The organism is Gemmata palustris (assembly GCF_017939745.1).
Lineage (GTDB): Bacteria > Planctomycetota > Planctomycetia > Gemmatales > Gemmataceae > Gemmata > Gemmata palustris.
Genome location: NZ_JAGKQQ010000001.1, coordinates 4,677,497 through 4,696,531, shown reverse-complemented (window position 1 = coordinate 4,696,531; position 19,035 = coordinate 4,677,497). Strand labels below are relative to the sequence as shown.

14 protein-coding genes are annotated in these 19,035 nt (G+C 67.0%); 12 read left to right on the top strand and 2 right to left on the bottom strand.

The annotated features are described in order from the left end of the window. Window positions 1–11: 11 nt before the first annotated feature. Window positions 12–3,809 carry an outer membrane protein assembly factor BamB family protein gene (locus J8F10_RS19340; protein ID WP_210656424.1) on the bottom strand — a complete coding sequence of 1,266 codons (3,798 nt, stop codon included), beginning with the start codon at window positions 3,807–3,809 and terminating at the stop codon, window positions 12–14. Window positions 3,810–3,998: 189 nt separating this feature from the next. Between J8F10_RS19340 and J8F10_RS19335 the strand changes: the two genes are divergently transcribed. Both J8F10_RS19335 and J8F10_RS19330 read left to right on the top strand, forming a co-directional pair. After that, window positions 3,999–5,444: a c-type cytochrome gene (locus J8F10_RS19335; RefSeq protein ID WP_210656422.1), complete on the top strand. Its 1,446-nt coding sequence runs from the start codon at window positions 3,999–4,001 to the stop codon at window positions 5,442–5,444. A gap of 494 nt (window positions 5,445–5,938) precedes the next feature. Further along, a complete protein-coding gene (locus J8F10_RS19330) occupies window positions 5,939–6,160 on the top strand; it encodes a YqaE/Pmp3 family membrane protein (protein WP_210656420.1) in 222 nt (73 codons plus the stop codon). A 268-nt stretch (window positions 6,161–6,428) separates the two neighbouring features. Here J8F10_RS19330 and J8F10_RS19325 read toward each other — a convergent pair whose 3' ends face one another. Further along, on the bottom strand, window positions 6,429–6,617 hold the full coding sequence (locus tag J8F10_RS19325) for a DUF6496 domain-containing protein (RefSeq protein ID WP_210656418.1): 189 nt from the start codon (window positions 6,615–6,617) through the stop codon (window positions 6,429–6,431). Window positions 6,618–7,077: 460 nt separating this feature from the next. On the opposite strand from J8F10_RS19325, the gene J8F10_RS19320 reads away from it, so the two are divergent. The 10 genes from J8F10_RS19320 to coxB all read left to right on the top strand — a co-directional run bounded on the left by J8F10_RS19320 (window position 7,078) and on the right by coxB (window position 19,033). Then, window positions 7,078–7,407: a hypothetical protein gene (locus J8F10_RS19320; RefSeq protein ID WP_210656416.1), complete on the top strand. Its 330-nt coding sequence runs from the start codon at window positions 7,078–7,080 to the stop codon at window positions 7,405–7,407. Between the two features lie 103 nt (window positions 7,408–7,510). Beyond that, window positions 7,511–8,260, top strand: coding sequence for a cytochrome c3 family protein (locus J8F10_RS19315; protein ID WP_210656414.1), 750 nt, complete (start codon window positions 7,511–7,513; stop codon window positions 8,258–8,260). 101 nt (window positions 8,261–8,361) lie between these two features. Next, a complete protein-coding gene (locus tag J8F10_RS19310) occupies window positions 8,362–11,715 on the top strand; it encodes a TAT-variant-translocated molybdopterin oxidoreductase (protein ID WP_210656412.1) in 3,354 nt (1,117 codons plus the stop codon). A 146-nt stretch (window positions 11,716–11,861) separates the two neighbouring features. Next, complete coding sequence (gene nrfD, locus J8F10_RS19305; RefSeq protein ID WP_210662040.1) at window positions 11,862–13,244, top strand: NrfD/PsrC family molybdoenzyme membrane anchor subunit; 1,383 nt, start codon at window positions 11,862–11,864, stop codon at window positions 13,242–13,244. Further along, window positions 13,241–13,840, top strand: coding sequence for a DUF3341 domain-containing protein (locus tag J8F10_RS19300; protein WP_246523450.1), 600 nt, complete (start codon window positions 13,241–13,243; stop codon window positions 13,838–13,840). Before nrfD ends, J8F10_RS19300 begins: the two co-directional genes overlap by 4 nt. Beyond that, on the top strand, window positions 13,837–14,691 hold the full coding sequence (locus J8F10_RS19295) for a c-type cytochrome (protein WP_210656410.1): 855 nt from the start codon (window positions 13,837–13,839) through the stop codon (window positions 14,689–14,691). Before J8F10_RS19300 ends, J8F10_RS19295 begins: the two co-directional genes overlap by 4 nt. Beyond that, window positions 14,688–16,205, top strand: coding sequence for a hypothetical protein (locus J8F10_RS19290; protein ID WP_210656408.1), 1,518 nt, complete (start codon window positions 14,688–14,690; stop codon window positions 16,203–16,205). Before J8F10_RS19295 ends, J8F10_RS19290 begins: the two co-directional genes overlap by 4 nt. Beyond that, a complete protein-coding gene (locus J8F10_RS19285; protein ID WP_210656406.1) occupies window positions 16,192–16,893 on the top strand; it encodes a hypothetical protein in 702 nt (233 codons plus the stop codon). Before J8F10_RS19290 ends, J8F10_RS19285 begins: the two co-directional genes overlap by 14 nt. Continuing rightward, a complete protein-coding gene (locus J8F10_RS19280) occupies window positions 16,890–17,933 on the top strand; it encodes an SCO family protein (protein ID WP_210656404.1) in 1,044 nt (347 codons plus the stop codon). Before J8F10_RS19285 ends, J8F10_RS19280 begins: the two co-directional genes overlap by 4 nt. Beyond that, the gene (coxB, locus tag J8F10_RS19275; RefSeq protein ID WP_246523447.1) at window positions 17,930–19,033 is read left to right on the top strand and encodes a cytochrome c oxidase subunit II; all 1,104 of its coding nucleotides are present in this window, start codon (window positions 17,930–17,932) and stop codon (window positions 19,031–19,033) included. The genes J8F10_RS19280 and coxB overlap by 4 nt, the downstream gene beginning before the upstream one ends. Window positions 19,034–19,035 lie beyond the last annotated feature (2 nt).

The window sequence follows — 19,035 nt, the reverse complement described above, 5'->3', positions numbered from 1 at the left end:
CGTGTGACTATTCACTTTAGCCATACGACGCGATCGCCGGTGGCGAAGGCGGCGGTGTTCGCATCAAACCACGCGGCGACGGCCGGGCCGCGGGCCGGGATCTCGTACCGGCCGACCCGCTTGCCCGTTTCCGGGTCGAACAGCAGCACCGGCACCGTGCGATCGACCCACGCATCATACAGTGTGGTCGCGAGTCCGGGGAGGCGCCACACGAACGGTTCCGCCCGGAACGAGCGCGCGAGGCGCGCGAGTACGGCTCCGGTCGGCTCGTGCGGGATCGCACGCGTTGGGTACGCGATCACGCACGACTTCCCGGCGCGAACGACCCACTCGGCGCCGTGCGCATCGGGCAGGTCCGCGGTCCATTCCGTTTTGCCCGCGCCGAGCGTGAGGCCGAGCAGTTTGTTTTCGGCCGGGACGTAAGCGCGGGTCGCATCGGCATCGCTGGCGAAGAGATCAATGCGGAACGCGTCCGCGAACGCCGGGTCGTTCCACGCCGGAGTGCCATCAGCCGCGCTCACGCACTCGATGTCGACGCCGTGATTTCGGCGCGTCGCGATCAGTACGGTGTCGCCCCACGCGCGCACTTGCGGCGGTGCGCCCGCGAGCCCGTCATCGTCCTTCACTTCGTAGGCCCACTTCACGCGCCCGCCGAGGCGCACCAAGCGCACGAGGCCCGGGCCGTCCGCGAGCGCGAGCAGGTTCTCGCCCACTTCCGCGGGCGCGTGCGGCCAGTTCACGCGGGCCGTGTTTTCGCCGAGTGCCGGTTGTGCTGCGGGGCGCCCGGTTTCAAGCTTGATGAACCAGCGCCGACCGTCGGTGAGTTGCGCGACGACGAATTTCCCGGACACGGCGAAGTGCGGGCAGAACCGCGGGGCCGTGGCGAACACGAGTGCTTCGTAACCACTTCGCCCGGTCGCGCCGAGAACCCACACCACGCGCCGGGCCTGGAGGTCGAGTGCGATGAGGTGGTATTCGCCCACGCGCACGAACAACCACGACCCCGATAGCACGAACGACGATAGGTACGGCGCCGGCGCTGCACCTTCAGTTAGTACGCGAAAGGGGGCCGAACCGCTCGGGAGGCGCTCGGTCGCGGGTAGGCGAAACACCCACACCGGGTCACGGGCCGCTCCGTAGAGTGCAACGGCCCGAGGGCCGGCCGCAACGAACCCGTCGCGCACATCTGCCGCGTGGGTGAAAATGTCGGCCGCGACGTGCTCACTTTCTGCGCCCTGATCGAGCGGAATCGCAACGATTTTCTGCAGCCCCGCGGCGAAGAAATGCTTCGGCGGACCGGTCCCGCCGACCACCGCCAGGAGCGGCGAAACTCCGGCCGGGAGTTTCAGGGTGCGGTCGAATTCCGCGTCCGGTGAAAGTCCCGGTACGCACGGCTTGGTGTTATTCGTGCGTACCGGGGTGGAAGCCGCGGGCGGTTCGTGCCCGAGGTGCTTCTGGAGAAAGTCTTCGAGCGTAACCGGGAGCCCGTCGGGGGTGATAATCCATTCGCGCATGAGTGCCGGGCTGAGCGCGCCTTGAACTTCGCGCGCGAGTTGTTCGCGTGCGGTCACTTGCGGCGACCACTGGAGGATGCGTGCGGCGGCCCACGCACGCATCGGGGCCGGGAGATTACTAGTTGCGACTCGCGCGAGTGCCGTGATCGCGCCGGCGCGGTCGCCCGAGGTGAACTGGCGCTCGGCGCGCTCGACGATCCAGTCGAACCGGTCGCGGGGCGTACTGTCCGGTCGCGGGACGATTTTCGCCGATTCCGCGTGGTAGCCCCAGATCTGAGTCGGGGTCACCACGACGAGTACGCCGTCCGCGTAAGCGAGGTTACCGAAGTAGCGCGCGCGAAAGTTCGTGTCCAGGGCCTGCCACGGGTTCGGGCGCCCCGGCGGGAGTTGGCCGTCCTCGGGGCGCAAGAAGTACAGCCCGTGGTGCGACGGCCAGGCGATCACGTCGTCGGTGACGATTCCTTGCCCGTAGGGAAGGGTACCGCCCCCGCCGCTCTGCACCCACCCGCCGTCCTCGCGGTAGTGCGAACCCGTATCGAGGTTCAGCCCGCGGAGGCCCCGGAGCGGGCCGGCCACGCTGACGATCAACCGGCCGCGCGCGATGCCGACGATTCGCGCCCCCTCCGTCGGCCCCGATTCCCACGCGAGTTGGCCGGTGCGCGCATCGAGGGCGTAGACGCGCTCGCCGTCGGTCGGGGCGACGAACACGCGCCCGCCGAACGCGACGGCCGGGCTCGGGTCGCCATTCGCGCTCGCGGACTTGCGCGCCCGCGGGTAGCGGAAGCCCCACGCCCGCTGGCCCGTACTCGCATCGACGGCGACCACCGCCCCGCCGTTCGAGCAGAACACGAGGTGCTGCCCGGCGAGCGTGAGAAGCTCCTGGCGCGTGCGGCCCTCGTTCGAGACCGGTTGCGCGCTGTCGCACAGTTCCGTGGCCCAGGCGGGGCGCTGGGGATCGGTGGCGCCGTCGATCGGGTCGTAGCCGACCGCGACGTGAATCACGCGCCCGCCCTCGAACTTGGCGTACACCGCCCAGAGGCGCTTCCCAACCACGACCGGCGCGCCCTCCCACGCGGCGGGCACCTTGGGGTCTTCCGGGGGCGCGAGTTTCCACAGCAGCTTCAGTTCCTGATTCTCCGATCGGAGGCAGCACAGAAACGATTTGCTCGCGCCTTCGGGCGCGCGAACAACGGGCGGGCCGAAGCGGGCGTAGAGCAGCCCGCCGGCCGCGGTGAGCGAACAGCACGGGTCCGGGTCCGGGGTTTTCTGGTTCGGTGTGACCTTTAGTCCCGAGTCGTAGGGGCGCAGGCGCGCGCCGGTTCGGAGGTCGAAGCCGAACACGTGTGTGGCGCTCGCGACGAACACCTCGCCGTTCACGATGACCGGGTGGCCGAGCGGGGGGCGCGCCGGCGGGTTGCGGAAGTCGGTCACGTCGTCGATGGTCGTTTTCCACGCGGGTACCGATGACTCGAACCGCGGGAGGCCGCCGGGCACGCGCCCGGTGCGCTCGGGGCCGCCGCCGTAAGTCGCCCACGCGCGGGTGGGCGGCTCGGGCGCGAGTTTCGGCGGCGCGTCGAGGAACGTTCGGAGCGTGTCCGCGAGCGGCCCGGTCTTCCCGGCGAGCGCGCCGGTCGCGGTCGCGTGCTGGGTTTTGAAGGCGTCGAACTCGGTCTTGGCGCGCCCCGCGTCGCCCGCGAAGAGCGCCGCGAGTACGATTCGTGCGCGGACGAGCGCGGGATCGGCCTTCGAGTTCGGGTACGTCACGTCCGCCCCGCCGGCCGGCAGGAGCCTGCGCCACGTTTCTTCGGCCGCGCGGAACTCGCCGCGCTCGAAGAGCAGGTCGCCGAGCAGCAGGAGCGCCTCGTCCGCGGGGTGCGAGACGAAGTAGCGGTCGAGGAGTTGGTAGAGCGGGCGCGGGTCGCGGTCCCGCTTCGCGTGCGCGAGTAGCTTCTTCGCGGGTTGGTCGACGCGGTCCTGGTACGCTTTCAGGGCGTCGCCCGGGAGCTTGGCCAGGAGCTGGTGCGCGAACCACCGCGCCGGGCGGGCCTGGGTCGCGTTGATGAGAATCAAATCACCACCGGACTCGTCGAGCACGCGCTGGAGCTCGTCGGCCGCGTCCGCGTGCTTGCCCGCGAGGAGCTTCTGCTCGATTTCGAGGAGCCGCTTGCGGGTCTGGGCGGATTCGCCCCGCAGGGTGGCCGGTTCCGGCGCGATCGGGGCCGCGGGTTGTGCGCGGGCGGTGAGTGCGGTCGAGAACAGACAGAACGTTGCTGCGGCGCGAACGGCCCGGTTCATAGAATGTGGTCCGTGGGCCCGGGGCTGTCCGTCGGGGGACGTGGGTCCATTGTTGGCATTCCGGTCGAAAGCACAAGCGCCACTCGGTGAAAAACGGAACCCGAGGGCGCCGGGGCTTTGGGCCGAACGACGGGACCGAGCCGGATCGAGGCGCGCCGTCCGCCTCCCCTCACAGTGCGCTGCTTTGCCATGAACCAACTTCGCTTCGTGCTCACGTGTGCCGCTCTCGCGTCCTTCGTTTGTGCCGGGTGCGGGTCTTACGGGGAGGGGGACGCGCCCTCGCCGGCCGCGGCGCTCACCGTACCGTCGGGTCGGTACGCGGCCCGCACCGACCTGCTGGCCCTGACCGCGCCCAAGAAGGCCCAGCCGCGGTGGTACTCGGCCCAGTTCCCGCCGCTGCGCAGCGTGCGGCTGTTTCCTAACACGCCGGACCGCGATCTCGCGACCGACCTCCGCGCGGAGGGGCGCGAAGTGGTCCTCGACCCCACGGTGTTCGAGCAAGAAGTCTGGATGCCGGCCCAGGCGGACCGGCTGACGCGCCTCCTCGACGCGCACTTCGGTACGCCCGCTGCGCCCGCAGTACGGGTGCCGAGCTGGGACCAGTTGGTCGCGGCGGGAATTACGCGCTTCGATCAGTCGGTGAGCCTGGGTGCGAACCTCAAGGAGATCCGCGGGAAGCTCGGCAAGGCGAAGTTGAAGGACTGGCAGGCCGACTGGACCGCCGCGACCGCCGCGAAAGCGGAACTCAAGCTCGATGACGCGGCCCTGGCGCGCGGGGCGCTGGTGTACCGCCGGTGGTGCATGCAGTGCCACGGGCCGAGCGGCGCGGGGGACGCGGCCTACGCGATCGAAGCCGGCCCGATGCCGCGCGACTACCGCCAGGGCGTGTTCAAGTTCACCACCGCGTTCGCGCCGCCGAGCGCGCCGAAGAAGGCCGGGCTCGGGGCGAGCGGTAAGGCGCGGCGCGGGGACCTGAAGCGCACCGTGCGCAACGGGTTGGACGGCTCCATCATGCCCGCGTTCCCGGCCCTCACCGACGCGGAACTCGAAGACGTGGTGAGCTACGTCATTCACCTGAGCGTCCGGGGCGAGACGGAATTCGCGACGCTCGTCAAAGCGATCAAGCCGGGCGGGGACGACCCGATCGCCGAGGGCGGCGAACTGGACTGGCTGTTCCTGCAGCACGAGCTCGCGGTGCTGATTAACTGGGGCGTCGCGGCGAAGAACACGATCCCGGTGCCGCTCGAGAAATCGATGACGGAACCGGAGCGCATTCAGTCGGCGATCCGCGGGTTCAAGTTGTACAACTCCGCCGAGTTCGGGTGCGCGAGCTGCCACGCGAACTACGGCCGCGCGCAGCAACTGAAGTGGGACGCGTGGGACACCGTTGTGCAACCGCGGAACCTCACCCTGGGCGTGTACCGTGGGGGGCGGAAAGGCGAAGATTTGTACGCCCGAATCTACGGTGGGATCGCGCCGTCCGGGATGACCGCATTCCACGATCGCGTGGCGACCGCGCCCCCGGGGCAGCCGGACAAAATTTGGGACATCGTCCACTTCTTGCAGGCCCTTGCCGATTCCAGCGATCGGCGCCGGATGCAGGAACTCGACCGCGACGTGAAGTTCGATCCGTGAGAACGGGGCGTTCCGTGAGTTACCACGCCGACCCGCGCCCTTCGTTTAACGCGCCCGCTTTTTAGTCTCATTTACGTCACCACGCGACTACGTTCGCCCCTCGGTCTCTATGTAGAGGCCGGGGGGTGTTAGGTGGTTTTGTGCGGACGGTATTGGTTGGTGAAGCTTCGCGCCCGGCCGGGGCCGGGTGTGTGAAACGGGTCTGCATGGCAGACGTTACATGGACGGGCGTTTCCGCCGCGTTGCAAACGCCGCGCGCGGGACCGCGTTGAGTAGGGTGCCAAACACATCGGGATCGACCGTGCGGCCGGCACAATCGGCACGCTCGGTATCAGTTTGCCCACCGATGAGCGCTTTATTGCCGATTTATGTCGCGCACGCGGCGCAGTTATCACCAGTCCTTCAGGACTCGTTAAGCGGGTACTAACTATTCGTCCTGTAATGTGGAAGCAACCCATTCGTTACCGAACGGATTCGGGTATCGGAGTCATTCCATGCTCGTCGTTCTCGTCGTCCTGTGCCCACCGCTCGCGGTGCTCCTGACCGCTCCGTCACAAACCGCCAAGAGCTTCGCCCTCACGCTCTTGCTTTACGTTCCCGGGGTGCTCCACGCGCGGTCCACGGTCGAGCAGTACCGTGCGCACCGCCAGTACGCCTCGCTGATGCGCGTGCTGGACGGCCACCCGGAGCCGGCCAAGTCCCTCCGCGCGGCGTAGCGGCGTACCGGTTACGAATTCTTCAGCGCCCGGATCGCTCTCCGGTCGTTTGGAGGTGCTCGTCGCGAAGGGGGCGAACGTTGGCCCCTCTGGACTCCGTTCATCCGGGCCGGTGTCGCGGGTACCGGGGTACCGTCCAGCACGGACTGCGGACAGGTGGTTAAGTCGGACCTCGCTGATTGCAACTCATACCAGAAAAAAAACGCGAACGGCGGCCGGATCATTCCGACTGCCGTTCTTCGTTTCGCGACGATCTGCTGGCCGTGAATCACCGCTCGGCTTTTGCGCGGGAGGCCACTTTCATTCCCTTTTTCCGCGCCTCCGATAGACCGATCGCGACGGCCTGTTTCGGGTCGGTTACGGTCTTCCCCGAGCCGCTCTTCAACTTGCCGCGCTTGAACTCGTGCATCACTTCGCCGACTTTTTCCTGGGCTTTCTCGCTGTACCTGCGGGCCATGACGGTGCTCCCCGGCGTCCCTGGGCGGAATTCCACACGCCCGGACGTGTTGCATCCGGCGTGCCGGGCGCGGGGCGAAGGTGCCGGGACGCTCGTCGGAATGACACCGCGTTGTCACTCTGTGATTTTTTCTGGTTTTTCTGTTGTCTTCTTCGCGCGTCGGGGTAGCATCTCGACTTTGTGAAGAGAGCGGCAAAGTCGTGTGGACACTCCCCCGGCCGGGTCGTAATTCACAAGCACCATTCGGCGGAAAGGTGGCTGCGTCCTCCTCTCCCCGCCGGCGAACGGCCGGAAACTCGCGTTTCCGTACCCCCTCGCGACTCTCAGAACGGCTACGCAACGAGCGGCGCTCGTGTCACACACGCGGGCGCGGTTCCCCGGTTCCTTGCGATCGAGAACTCGCCGCCGGTCGGTACCGATGGTCGAGCCTCGGAGCAACTCCCCGGTCGGAGGCCTGATTGTGGATCATCCCTCAACAACTCCCGCACCCGTTACCGGCGCCCGCTCGCCGAACGACTCCTACGTCGCTCGCGGGATGGCCACCGCGTCGGTGGGCATGGGGTTCTTCTCCGCGTGCGTGTTCTGGTGGACGCCGTTCACCTCGATCCTCTCGACCGTCGGCCTGACGCTCGGCCTGATCTCGGTCCTGCGGGGCGTGAAGGGCGGGCTCCGCGGCGAGAACTACGCGATGGTCGGCACCATTCTGTGCGCGACCAGCCTCTCGATCACGGTTACGCTGAACCAGGGTTTGCGGTACGCCCAGTGGGACTCGCTCCCGTGGCTGTGGTGAGTGCCGGAGCGGAGTTGTAGCGTGCCGCTCGCCCGCGCTGCGGGTGCGCGTCTGGCCGGTGCTCGACGGGTTTGAGTCGGATACGTAGGAAAGGTGGCTCGCGATGCCCCAGATCTTCCCGAAAGCGCTGAACCCGATCACCAAGATGCTCGTCCTCGCCGCGCCGCTTTTGGCCGGGGCGACGGGCGTGACGGGCGCCGCGTTCTACCGGTCGAGCTACGCGACGGGTATGGGCGAGACCCCGCCGCAGCCGGTCGCGTTCAGTCACGGGCACCACGTCGGGCAGCTCGGGATTCACTGTGTCTACTGTCACACGTCGGTCGAGTCGTCCGGGTTCGCGAACGTCCCGCCGACCAAGACGTGTATGAACTGTCACCAGCAGATCTGGCAGGGGGCCGACCTGTTGGAGCCGGTGCGCAACAGTTACAAGGAAGACAAGCCGATCGAGTGGGTTCGGGTCCACAACCTGCCGCACTACGCCTACTTCAATCACTCCATCCACGTCGCCAAGGGCGTCGGGTGCGCGTCGTGCCACGGGCAGCTCGATCAGATGAACCTGACGCGGCAGAACAGCACGCTCCTGATGGAGTGGTGCATCGCGTGCCACCGGGCCCCCGAGAAGAACCTGCGCCCGAAGTCGGAGGTCTTCAGCATGACCTACGACCCGAAGAAGCCGGCGGACTGGACGGCAGAGGACTTCCCGAAGTCGGGTCGGCTGCCCGACGGCACGCTCAACCCGCTGATCGGTACGCCGCGCCCCACGAGCCAGAAGGAACTGGGGCTCCTGCTGAAGGAGCAGTACCACGTTCGCGACGCGGTCACGCTCACCAACTGCTCCATGTGCCACAGGTAGTAGCTGTTAGCCGGACTGGTTAGCTGTTGGCCCGCCGTCGGAGGTGTGTCGCCCGGCTAACAGCCCGTAGCGAAAGAGCCAAGAGCTAACGCGAGGTAGCGATGAATCCCGACCGCACGGAAACTCCCGCGACCGAACCCGCCCCGCTCCCCATGTGGCGCGGGCTGGATGAGCTTGCGGCCTCGCCGGAGTATCAGGCCGCGGCCCTGAACGAGTTCCCCGAAGGGGCGACCGAGTTCGTGGACGAGCCGAGTCGCCGCCGGTTCCTCACGCTCATGGGGGCGTCCCTCGCGCTCTCGACCGGCGTCGGGTGTAACATCCGACCCGCGTCGCAGCGCAAGATCGTTGCTTACACGACGCAGCCCGACGAAATCGTTCCCGGCGTCCCGCTCTACTTCGCAACGTCTGCTCCGTTCGGCGGTTACGGACAGGGCGTGTTGGTCCGCAGTAACGAAGGGCGGCCGACCAAGGTCGAGGGGAACCCGGACAGCGCGTCCAGCCTCGGCGGGGCGAGTATTCACGCGCTCGCGTCTGTTCTTGATCTTTACGACCCGGACCGTTCGCGAGGTGTCACCCGTCGCGGTATCAGCGCCGGCTACGATGAGGCCCTCGCCGCGCTCCGTGCAAAACTCTATCCGGGCGGCGCCGCGAACGCGGGCGTTAAGATCCGCATCCTGAGCGAGACGACGACCTCGCCGACGCTCGGCGGGCAAATCGCGAAGCTGTTCACCGCGTTCCCGAACTCGAAGTGGGTTCAGTACGACCCGATCAGCAGTGAGAACGTTCGGGCCGGTACCGCGAAGGCGTTCGGCTCGCCGAACGGTGTGGCACTCCGGGCGACTTACGATTTCCTCAAAGCGGACGTCATCCTCTCGCTCGACGCCGACTTCCTCGGGAGCGGGCCGGGACACGTTCGCTACAGCCGCGATTTCGCCGATCGTCGCAAGATCCGCGAACACGGCAAAGACGCGAAGGCTATCGCCGAGGGCAAGCGTCTGCTCGAGGGCGTGCTGGCCGACCAAATCAGTCGACTGTACGCGGTCGAGTGCATGCCGACCAACACCGGGGCCGTCGCGGACCACCGGTTGCCGCTCCTGAGTGCTCAACTCGAAACGTTCGCTCGTGCCCTGGCGACCGAACTCGGCGTGGCCGGTACGCCGGCCGGCGGGGCGCTGCCTGACGAAGCGAAGGCGTGGATCAAACCGCTCGCGGCCGATCTTAAATCGGCCGCCCGCAAGGGGAAGACGATCGTTGTGGTCGGCGATCACGCGCCGGCGTCGCTGCACGCTCTCGCGTTCGCGATCAACGCTCACCTGGGTAACATCGGTCAGACGGTGAGCCTCGCGCCGTCGCCCGAGGTGGCCGTCGCGGGCAAGATGGGCGACCTGAAGGCGCTCGCCGCTGAGATGGCCGCGGGGCAGGTCGACGTGCTCCTGATTATCGGCGAGGCGAACCCCGTGTTCACCGCGCCGGCCGACATCGACTTCGCCGGCGCCCTCGCGTCGCTGGCGAAGGACAAGACCAAGCTCACGTTCCACCTCGGTCAGCGCCAGGACGAGACCGGTGTGCTGTGCGAGTGGCACGTCAACGAGGCCCACTACCTCGAAGCCTGGGGCGACATCCGCGGGCACGATGGGACGGCCTCGGTTCAGCAACCGCTCATCGCGCCGCTGCACCACGGCAAGTCCGCGATCGAGCTCCTCGCCGCCCTGCTGAAAGACGAACCGGGGGTTCCGGCGGCCTCGCGCGACCCGCTCGACGTCGTTCGCGCAACTTGGCGGGCGTGGTTCACGGGGCAGAAGCGGACCGAAGCGTTCGAGACCTTCTGGCAGGAGTCGGTGCGGTCCGGTGTCGTTGCCGGATCCGCGCCCGCGGCGGTTCCCGCGGTCCTCGTGCCGAACTGGGCCGCGGACGCCCCGGCCTCCCCGCCCATTCAGGGGGCGAACGCTTACGAACTCAATATTCGCGCCTGCCCGTCGCTGCACGACGGTCGGTTCGCGAACAACGGCTGGCTCCAGGAACTGCCCAAGCCGCTGACCAAGATTTCGTGGGACAACGCCGCGTTCTTGAGCCCGAAGACCGCCGACACTCTCGGCATCATGGAAACCTATTACGAGTGGAACAAGGGCGCCGGGGAGCACGGTCGGGCCGAAGTCGGCGTCATCGAAATCGAAGTCGGCGGTAAGAAGATCAAGGCGCCGGTGTGGATTCTGCCCGGACACGCGGACGGGGCCATCACGGTTCACCTCGGCCACGGGCGCGACGGCGGGGCCGTCGGGCGGATCGCGACCACGCCGGACGAACTGAACGTTGACGGCAAGCCGGTTCGCGGGTTCAACGCCTACCCGATCCGCACTTCTACGGCCCCGTGGGTCGCGGGCGCCAAGGTGAGCGTCGTCGCGGGGGCCAAGTACGTTCTCGCGTGTACCCAGGGCCACTGGGCGATGGCGGAGAAGGACCCGGTTTCCGGGAAGTTGCTCGACCGCAAGCCGGTTCGCAAGGGGAGCCTGGACGAGTACAAGCACAACCCGGCGTTCGCGAAGATCCCGCCGATGGCCGCGGGCGAAACGCTCGAGATCAACCAGAACACGCCGCTCCCGAAGCAGAAGGACGGCAAGAACGCTCACCACCCGCACGACGAGCGGTTGCACCCGCTGAACATGTACCAGCCCGCCGAGGGGCTGTACCCGGACCTCAAGGACGCCCAGCGCCGGCGCTGGGGCATGGCGATCGACCTGAGCGCCTGTAACGGGTGCAGCGCGTGCGTGATCGCGTGCGTCAGCGAGAACAACATCCCGGTCGTCGGCAAGCGGCAGGTGACCCGGGGCCGCGAGATGCACTGGATCCGCATCGACCGGTACTACGAGAGCACCACGGCCGACATGAAGGGCGCGAAGGACGCGGGCGCGATCAAGACGTACTTTCAGCCGGTCATGTGCGTGCAGTGCGAGAACGCCCCGTGCGAGATCGTCTGCCCGGTCGGGGCGACGGTCCACTCGGCCGACGGCCTCAACGACATGACCTACAACCGGTGCGTCGGCACCCGGTACTGCTCCAACAACTGCCCGTACAAGGTGCGCCGGTTCAACTTCCTCACGTTCGAGGGGAACGACTGGAGCACCGACACGCTGAAGCTCGGGCGCAACCCGGACGTGTCGGTCCGCAGCCGCGGCGTGATGGAGAAGTGTACCTTCTGCGTGCAGCGCATTCGCGGGGCGGAGATCGTGGCCGAGCGCGAACAGCGCCCGATCCGCGACGGCGAAATTCTGACCGCGTGCCAGTCCGCGTGCCCGTCCGGGGCGATCGTGTTCGGCGACCTGAACGACGCCGACAGCGCGGTCGCCCGGTGGAAGAACGAGCCCGCGAACTACGGGCTCTTGGCCGAACTGAACACCCGCCCGCGGCTCACGCACATGGCCGCGATTCGCAACCCGAACCCCGCGATGCCGAAGTGACTTGTTTGTGGGGCGGGCGCTCGGCCCGCTGTGGCTCGGCTCTGGCAGGCTAAAACGCCTGCCCCACAAGAATGCCTAGAGGGACTGACGTGGCGACAGCGGAACTACCCCCTGCTCGATCGACCGAGCTGCCGCTCGAACCCGAGATGCACCCGCTCGTCAAGAGCGTGCATACCGGGCAGCCGCACAACTTGGTGACGGTCGGCAACGCGATCGGTAACGTCGTCCTCGACGGCAACCACCCGCGCGGCTGGTGGATCGGCTTCCTGGCCGGCTTCGCCATGCTGCAGGTGCTGGCGCTCGCGGTGTGCTGGCTGTTCTACATGGGCGTCGGGATCTGGGGCATCAACGTCCCGGTGGCCTGGGGCTTCGCGATCGTCAACTTCGTGTGGTGGATCGGCATCGGCCACGCCGGTACGCTGATCTCCGCCGTGCTGCTCCTGCTGCACCAGAAGTGGCGCACGTCGATCAACCGGTTCAGCGAGGCCATGACCATCTTCGCGGTCATGTGCGCGGGTCTGTTCCCGCTGCTACACATGGGCCGCCCGTGGTTCGCGTACTGGCTCTACCCGTTCCCGAACGTCGCCGGCGTGTGGCCGCAGTTCCGCAGCCCGCTGACGTGGGACGTGTTCGCCGTTACGACGTACTTCACCGTGTCGCTCGTGTTCTGGTACCTGGGCCTCGTGCCCGACCTCGCGGCCCTGCGCGACCAGGCCAAGAAGCGGTGGCAGCGCATCGCCTACGGGCTGCTCGCGCTCGGCTGGCGCGGGTCGGCGATCCACTGGCGCCGATACGAAAAGGTCTATTTGATCCTCGGCGGCATCAGCACGCCGCTCGTGCTCTCGGTTCACACGGTCGTGTCGTTCGACTTCGCCGTGTCGATCGTTCCGCTGTGGCACGCGACGATCTTCCCGCCGTTCTTCGTCGCGGGGGCGATCTACTCCGGTTTCGCGATGGTGGTGCTGATCGCGATCCCCGTGCGCCGGTGGTACAAGCTCGAAGACTTCTTCAGCGACCACCACCTCGACATCATGGGTAAGGTGATGTTGGCGACCGGGTTCCTTGTCACCTACGGGTACTTCAGCGAACTCTGGATGGCGTGGTACGGGCACACACTCTATGAGTGGGGCACGACGATCGAGCGCATGTTCGGCCCCTACGGGTGGTCGTACTGGTGCCTGATCGGGTTCAACTGTGTGTTCCCGCTTACGGCCCTGTGGTCCCGGAAGATGCGCGTCAGCCCGTTCTGGATGTCCGCGATCTGCATCTCGGTGCTGATCGGGATGTGGTTCGAACGGTACGTGATCGTAATCACGCTGGCCCGCGAGTACCTGCCGAGCGCGTGGGGCCACTACGCCCCGACGGTATGGGACTACGCCACGATGGTCGGCTCGCTCGGGCTGTTCCTGTTCCTGTTCTTCTTGTTCCTCCGATACCTGCCGATGATCTCGATCACCGAGATGCGCGAGCTCCTGCCGAAGAAACAGGGCGGCGGCGGCGGCCACTCGATCATGGAGAACGCACCATGAGTACGACCGTCGTTCCCGGCACCGGCCACGAGCCGGGCCACGCTCACGGCCACGCCGACCCCGATATGCCCGTGACCTACGGGCTCCTGGCCGAATTTGAAACCGGCGACGCGATGGCGCACGCGACCGCGAAGGCGACCGCCGCCGGCTACACGCACCTGGACGCGTACAGCCCGTACCCGGTGGGCGAAGCGGCCGACGCGCTGAACTTCCCGAAGTCCGAAATGGGACCGGTGATGTTCATCGGCGGCCTCACCGGGGCGTGCGCCGGGTTCATCATGCAGTACTGGGCGAACACCTGGGGCTACTCGCTCAACATCGGCGGGCGCCCATACTTCAGTTGGCCGTCGTTCGTGCCCATCACGTTCGAGATGATGGTGCTCACGACCGCGCTCTCGGGGTTGTTCGGCTTCATGGCGATCTGCGGGTTGCCGCGCTACAACCACCCGCTGTTCAACAGCAAGACGTTCGATCGGGCCTCGTGCGACCGGTTCTTCGTGTGCATCGAAGCGACCGACCCGAAATTCGATCGCGCCGCGACCCGCGCGTTCCTCAATGACCTCCACCCACTCTCGGTCGAGGAGGTGATGGAATGACCACCACGCTTTGTGACGGCACAAGGGAAAAAGGAAAAATGGGAAGCCGGTCACTCGGTTTTTACCTTTTCGCTTTTGCCTTTTTGCTCCCCGCCGCGGCCGGGTGCCGCCAGAAAATGGCCGATCAGCCGTACTACCGGCCGCTCGAGGGGAGCGAGTTCTTCGCCGACGGGCGCGCGAGCCGGCCGCTCGAGCGCGGCGTCGTCCACCGCGCCCAGCGCCTCGAAACCGATCCGCGCGTGACCGGTTTGACTGCGGAGGAGTGGAAGCGGGTTTACGAGTACGGCGTTCCGGTCGCGAAACTCGATACCCCGCCCCTGGCCGACGCGGACCGGATTCTCCGGTCGGTCGGTGGCCCGCGGTTCGACCCGAAGGACGCGAGCAAGCCGAAGGTGTACGTGGACGAGTACCCGTTCGCGATCACCCAGGCCGATCTGAAGCGCGGGCAGGAGCGGTTCACGATCTTCTGTGCCGTGTGCCACGGCCCGCTCGGGAACGGGCAGGGGAAGATCTGGGAACGCGGCTACCTCACGCCGACCTCGTTCCACACCAAGCCGGTGGCCGCGGACGAAGTGGCGGCGAAGAACAAGGACGAGGGGCTTGGGCTGTCCCGCGGCTACAAGCTGTGGGGCTACCGCGTGCCGATGGACGAGGCCCCGGTCGGGTACTACTTCGAGGTCATTACGAAGGGGTACGGCGGGATGCCGAGTTACTCGGCCCAGATCCCGGCCGACGACCGGTGGCGGATCATTGCGTACATCCGGGTGTTGCAGTTGAGCCAGCGCGCGGACGCCGCGAAGCTGCCGCCCGAAATCAAGAAGTTGCTCGACGAGACGGGAGGTAAGAAGTGAGTAATACTCCCGTTACGGCACCGCCGGCGCCCTCCGACCAGCCCAACTGGTCCGGGTACACCCGCGTCGCGCTCATCATGGCCGTCGCCGGCTGGGTGCTGTTCGCCATCGTCGGCTTCATCAACTACGGTGCGGCCAGTTCGCACGCGGTCGACGCCGCCGCGAAGGTCGAGAAGGCGAAGGCCGAGGGCGGACCGGACGGTCTCGCGAAGGCCGAGGCGGAGAAGGCCCACGCCGACGAAGAAGTTCACGACTCGAAGTCGCGGTTCATGGTCGCGTACCTGTCCGGGTTCACCTACTGGTTGAGCCTGCCGGTCGGGGCGCTCGCGCTGCTCATGATCCGGTACGTCGCCAAAACGTCGTGGGGGCTGTTGCTCACGCGCCCGTTCGAGGCCGCGACGCGGACCCTGCCGCTCACGATCGTGCTGTTCCTGCCGATCGTCGGCGCGGTCGCGTACCACGACGACAAGCACGAGGCGCCGCTCTCGCCGTACTGGTGGTCCGGCCCGGCGCACGCGGCGGAGCACGACGCGCACGACGTCAAGAACGACGCGCACGCCGACCCCGGCGACAAGCGACAGCAGGCCGAGAAACTCGGCAAGTTGCACCTGAACAAGGCCATCGCCGATCGCCAGGAGGCCGAGCGCAAAGAACGCGACGAGAACATCTACGGCTACCTCTCGGTGCCGGGGTTCGTCGTCAACAGTGTGATCGTGTTTAGCGTGTGGGGTGTCCTGATTTTCTTCCTCAACAAGTGGGGCAAGGAAACCTCCAACGCGACCGACCCGCGGGTCGTGGACCGCGGGCTGATTAAGCTCCAGAACATCTCGGGGCCGGGGCTGATCCTGTTCGCGATCATCACCACGTCCGCGGCGACGCAGTGGACGATGTCGCTCGAGCCGGGGTGGTCGAGCACGATGTTCCCGGTGATCTTCTCCGTGAACACGTTCCTCACCACGATGGCGTTCGGCGTGGCGATGTTCCTGCTGATCGCGGACAAGCCGCCGTTCAAGGGGTTCATGCGGCCCAAGTTCCAACTGGACATGGCCACGCTGATGCTCGTGTTCACGCTGTTCTGGTCGTACACCTCGTTCAGCCAGTTCATGCTGGTGTGGATCGGGAATCTGCCGGAAGAGATCCCGTTCTTCCTGAAGCGGTCGAACGAGCACGGCGCGCGGTCGTTCTGGTGGTTCGTGTCGGCGGCGCTGATCGCGCTGCACTTCGCGCTGCCGTTCGTGCTGCTGCTGTTCCGCAACATCAAGCTGCACCCGAAACGGCTGCGGATCGTCGCGCTGTACCTGATGGTGATTTGCGCCGTGGACGTGATCTGGTGGGTCGCCCCGAGTGCCCCGGCGCACGGGAGCTTCCCGACGTACCTGATGGACGTGGGCGCGGTCCTCGGGGTCGGCGGGGTGTGGCTCCTGTACTTCGTCTACCAGTTGAAGCAGCGGCCGATTTTCCCGGACAACCAAGCGTTCCTGCTGCCGGAGGGGCACCACCATGAGCAGCACTAATCCCTCACCCCAAGACCCGGTCGTGAAACTCGCACCGAAGGAGCCGGGCGCGCCGGCCCACGACGACCACGACCTGAGCGGCCCGCCGTCGGCGGAGACGATCAAGCGGGGGTACGAAGAGGACAAGTACGACACCAAGACCGTGCTCAGCGTGCCGCTGCTCGTGGTCCTGTTCTTCGTGCTCGCGTTCGGCACGGTGACGGTCCTGTTCTCCGTGTACTCGAAGCCGATCGTGGACCCGAACGCCCACCCGCAAGCGAAGGCGCGTAACGAGGCGGACATCAACACGCGCATGGGGCGCATTCACCGCGGCGGCGAGGTCGACCAACCGCGCCTCGAGCCGCTCCGGATGCGGTCGGGGGATTCCCGCGCGATCACGCGCCCGGAACTGCCCACCGGCAACTCGCCCGAGATCCACCCGGAAGACCTGATCCCGAACGAGAAGCGGTTCCCGGAACTGTACGCGACCAACAAAGAGAAGGTCGGGCTCGACAAGACGATGGCCCTCGGCAACGACGCCCTGAAGACGCTGTTCAAGTCTTCGGCCCCGCCGCTGTCGGAGGAGGCGTCCCGGTTCGTGCCGAGCGGCTCCAACGCCGGGCGCGGGGCGGAGGGCTCCCAGGCCGCGGCCCCGAAAGCACCCGAAACGAAGCAACCGGCCCCGGCGCCGAAGGAGAACAAGAAGTGACGCGCGTCAGCCGCATCGCTCTCTTCGCTCTGCTCGCGGCCCTCGGTTCGGTGGTCGCGCTGCCGCTGCCGGCCCGCGCCGGCAACGACGGGGTCGTGCCCGCGCACGATACGAAGAATTCCTCGCTCACCACGGCCCGGATCGACGAGCAGATCGGTGCGCAGGTGCCGCTCGACACCGTCTTCCGCAACGAGGACGACCAGCCCATTACGCTCCGGGAGTGCATCGGTGACAAGCCGACGATTCTCGTGCCGGTGTACTACCGCTGCCCGATGCTCTGCACGAAGATCCTCAACGGGCTCGTCGAGACGATGCGGGACATGCCGAAGGATTTTTCGATCGGCCAGCAGTTCAACGTCGTGACCGTGAGCATGGACCCGAAGGAGCACGGCGGGCTGGCGAAGGAGAAGAGGGCGGCCTACGTCGGCGAGTACGGGCGGCCCGGGGCCGAGAACGGCTGGCGGTTCCTGACCGGGACCAAGGAGTCGAGCACCGCGCTCCTGAGCGCGGTCGGGTTCCGCTACGAGTTCGACAAGATGCTCAAAGAGTACGACCACCCCAGCGGGCTGGTCATTCTGTCGCCGGCCGGGAAGGTCACACGATACTTCTACGGCATCAGTTACGACGGCGAGTTCGAGGTGTCCGAGAACGCGAGTTGGGCCGGCAAGGGGCCGCGGCCCGAGCTGACCAAGGAAGAACTCAACGTCCGGACGGAGAAGCGTAGAAACTTCACGCGGCCCACCACGACGCTGCGGCTCTCGCTGATCGAGGCCGCGGACGGGAAGGGCGGGTCGCTGCTCGACAAGCTCACGCTCCTGTGCTACCGCTACGACGCGCTGCACAAGGGCTACTCGCTCAACGTGCTCCGCGCGGTGCAGGCCGGCGGCGTCCTCACGCTGCTGCTCATCGGCACCGGTATCTTTTTGGCGCTCCGGCGCGAGCGCCGGTCCCGCACCCTTCCGCCGATCGCTCTCCCCGAGGGAGGGGGAGGGGCCGGTGCGACACCGCCTACCGCGTTACCCTCTGGGGGAACTGCATGACCACCCTGAGCATGTTACCGTTCATCCCCGAGCGGGCGTCCACGCTGGCCGACCAGTTCGAGTACCTGTTCTGGTACATCACCATCACCACGGGCGTCGTGGGGCTGGGGGTGTACGCGGCGATGGCGTACTTCTGCGTCCGGTACCGGCGCGGGGCTACCAGCGGCTCCACCCCCCGCATCCTGGGGTCCACGCGGCTGGAGCTGGCCTGGACGGTCGTCCCGCTGCTCGTGTTCATCACGTTCTTCGCGTGGGGCATGTTCGTGTACAACCACGCGGCCCACGCGCCGGCCGACTCCGAAGAAATCTTCGTCATCGGCAAGCAGTGGATGTGGAAGGCGCAGTACCCCAACGGCCAGCGGGTCATCATCGGGGGGAACCCGGCGAACATGACCGAGGCCGAGCGCAAGTCGATCGGCAAGTTGGTGCTGCCGGTGAACAAGCCGGTGAAGCTGACGTTCATCTCGGAAGACGTGATCCACGACTTCGGGGTGCCCGCGTTCCGCTCGAAGATCGACGTGCTCCCCGGGCGCTTCACGACCGCGTGGTACCAGCCGACGAAGCTCGGCGAGTACCACGTCTACTGCGACCAGTATTGTGGCACGTGGCACTCGCTGATGGTCGGCAAGATCGCGGTCGTGCCAGAACAAGAGTACCGGGACTTCCTCCAGGGGTTCAAGTCGCTCCAGGGCACGAGCAACGCGGTGGACGGGTCGCTGGCGCACGAGGGCCGGCAACTGTTCCTGAAGCTCCAGTGCATCAACTGCCACGGCGCGACTCCGACCGCGAAGGCGCCGGTCCTCGAGGGGCTGTACGGCAGCCGGGTGCCGCTCACCGGGGGCGGGGCCGAGATCGCCGACGACCACTACATCATCGAGTCCGTCCGCCGGCCGCGGCTCAAGGGCGTCGAGGGGTGGGAGAAGATCATGCCGGCTTACGACGAGAGTCAGGTATCGGCCGAAGAGATGAACGCGCTCGTCGCTTACATTCGCAGTCTGAAGAAGGGCACCACGCCGGACAACACCCAGCGGTTCCCGGCGCCGGTCGGGGCGCCCACCGAGCGGCCCCAGTCTACCGTGCCCACGCCGGGAGGGAAATGATC

Excerpts from the sequence above, each read along its gene's own strand:
- J8F10_RS19325 (WP_210656418.1), bottom strand. The coding sequence starts at position 6,617 with ATGGCCCGCAGGTACAGCGAGAAAGCCCAGGAAAAAGTCGGCGAAGTG.
- coxB (WP_246523447.1), top strand. The coding sequence starts at position 17,930 with ATGACCACCCTGAGCATGTTACCGTTCATCCCCGAGCGGGCGTCCACG.
- J8F10_RS19300 (WP_246523450.1), top strand. The coding sequence starts at position 13,241 with ATGAGTACGACCGTCGTTCCCGGCACCGGCCACGAGCCGGGCCACGCT.
- nrfD (WP_210662040.1), top strand. The coding sequence starts at position 11,862 with ATGCACCCGCTCGTCAAGAGCGTGCATACCGGGCAGCCGCACAACTTG.
- J8F10_RS19310 (WP_210656412.1), top strand. The coding sequence starts at position 8,362 with ATGAATCCCGACCGCACGGAAACTCCCGCGACCGAACCCGCCCCGCTC.
- J8F10_RS19335 (WP_210656422.1), top strand. The coding sequence starts at position 3,999 with ATGAACCAACTTCGCTTCGTGCTCACGTGTGCCGCTCTCGCGTCCTTC.
- J8F10_RS19330 (WP_210656420.1), top strand. The coding sequence starts at position 5,939 with ATGCTCGTCGTTCTCGTCGTCCTGTGCCCACCGCTCGCGGTGCTCCTG.
- J8F10_RS19315 (WP_210656414.1), top strand. The coding sequence starts at position 7,511 with ATGCCCCAGATCTTCCCGAAAGCGCTGAACCCGATCACCAAGATGCTC.
- J8F10_RS19340 (WP_210656424.1), bottom strand. The coding sequence starts at position 3,809 with ATGAACCGGGCCGTTCGCGCCGCAGCAACGTTCTGTCTGTTCTCGACC.
- J8F10_RS19295 (WP_210656410.1), top strand. The coding sequence starts at position 13,837 with ATGACCACCACGCTTTGTGACGGCACAAGGGAAAAAGGAAAAATGGGA.
- J8F10_RS19285 (WP_210656406.1), top strand. The coding sequence starts at position 16,192 with ATGAGCAGCACTAATCCCTCACCCCAAGACCCGGTCGTGAAACTCGCA.